1 protein-coding gene and 1 pseudogene are annotated in these 1798 nt (G+C 63.9%); one reads left to right on the plus strand and one right to left on the minus strand.

The features are described 5' to 3' along the window. Positions 1-3 precede the first annotated feature (3 nt). Positions 4-1239, minus strand: a complete 1236-nt coding sequence (locus AC1D1P_RS22365) for an MFS transporter (RefSeq protein WP_477674496.1) — start codon at positions 1237-1239, stop codon at positions 4-6. A gap of 212 nt (positions 1240-1451) precedes the next feature. Here AC1D1P_RS22365 and AC1D1P_RS22370 point away from each other — a divergent pair. Beyond that, positions 1452-1798, plus strand: a pseudogene (locus tag AC1D1P_RS22370) (excinuclease ABC subunit UvrA); the annotation flags it as partial.

Genomic DNA, 1798 nt, shown 5'->3' on the forward strand with positions numbered 1-1798 from the left:
AACTTAGAGTTTAACTGGCTGGCCCGGTGCGGCGCCGTGGCCGCCTGTAACAGCGGCGGGCCCGTGCCGGCCAGGCGCTGTCATGGGCCAGGCGACCAATAGCCATAGCAGCATCAGGCCGCCGCACACCGCAAAAAGCCCCTCAGCCCCCTGCGTTTTTGTGATCCAGCCGCCGACGGCCCCGCCGGCAAAAAACCCCAGCGACTGCAAGGTGTTGTAAACCCCGAGCGCAGCGCCGCGGGCATGGGCTGGCGCCACCCGGGAGGCCAGGCTGGGCTGGGTGGCTTCGAGGACGTTGAAACCGCAAAAAAACAGGAACAGCAGCACGGCCAGAATGCCCAGACTGGCCGGCGCCGAGGTAAACGATGCCACCCAAAGCAAGCCCAGCTGAACCAGCAGGACCAGGCCGACAGCCCCCAGGAACACGGCACGCAGATAGCCCCGTTTTTCCAGCGGAAACAGCGTAGCTCCCATCACCCCAAAAGAGGCCAGCACCGCCGGCAGGTAGACCTGCCAATGCGCGGCCTTGTCGAGCCCGGCATTCACCAGCAAAGCCGGGATCGCCACCCACATGGCCAGCTGCACGGCATGCAGCACGAACACGCCGAAATTCAGCCGCAGCAGCGCGGTGTCCTTCAGCACCTCCGCCACGCTGCCGCGCGGCCGGTTGACGTGCTCTACCGGTTCGGGTGGCACCCACCAGACGACCACGGCAATGCCGCCCAGTGCCAGCGCGCCAGTCAGGGCAAACAGCCCGTGCAGGCCGATAGCGCCGGCGAGCAGGGGTGCGGCCAGCAGCGAAAGCGCAAACATCAGGGCAATGCTGCCGCCCACCAGCGCCATGGCCTTGGTACGCACTTCGTCGCGGGTGGAATCGGCCAGCAGCGCCGTAACGGCAGCCGAAATGGCCCCCGCCCCCTGCAACGACCGGCCGGCGATCAGCCAGTTCAGGTCGGGCGCCCAGGCGGCGATCAGGCTGCCAAGCGCAAAAATGACCAGGCCGGAAACAATGACACGCTTGCGCCCCCACCAGTCCGAAGCGATCCCAAAGGGAATTTGCAGGATGCCCTGCGTCAGGCCATAAATACCCATGGCCAGGCCAATCCGGGCCGGGTCATCGCCCCCCGGGTATTTGGCCGCCTCCAGCGCAAACACCGGCAGCACCAAAAAGAGGCCGAGCATGCGAAGCGCAAAGATCGACGCCAGCGAAACGCTGGCGCGCCGCTCGGTAGCGGTCATGGGAAACGACATGGGGGCTGTAGGCGCAGTCAAGGGGATTAAAAGGGCAAAAGCGGCCAAAAAATAGCTAGAAAAGCTCCAAAACAGGGCAATAACCCGGGATTGACCGACTGGGAGCGGCAAGCCCACGGCAGCCCGTGGCTTGCCCAGCCGGCTATTGTGCTTGAAACGGTGCTTCGGTCTATGATGGAGAGTTTTGCGGCTGCCACATCTTGAACTCTCCTGACGACAGCAAATACCTTGCCAAAGTGCTCGCGGCCCAGCGGATCAGCATCCGCGGCGCGCGCACGCACAACCTTAAAAATATCGATCTCGATATTCCGCGCAACCAGCTGGTGGTGATTACCGGCTTGAGCGGTTCGGGCAAGTCGTCTCTCGCCTTTGACACGCTGTACGCCGAAGGCCAGCGCCGCTACGTTGAGAGCCTCTCCACCTATGCGCGGCAGTTCCTGCAGCTCATGGACAAGCCCGACGTGGACATGATCGAAGGCCTGTCGCCTGCGATCTCCATCGAACAGAAGGCCACCTCGCACAACCCGCGCTCCACCGTGGGTACGGT

This window comes from Polaromonas sp. P1_E1_2 (assembly GCF_056406035.1).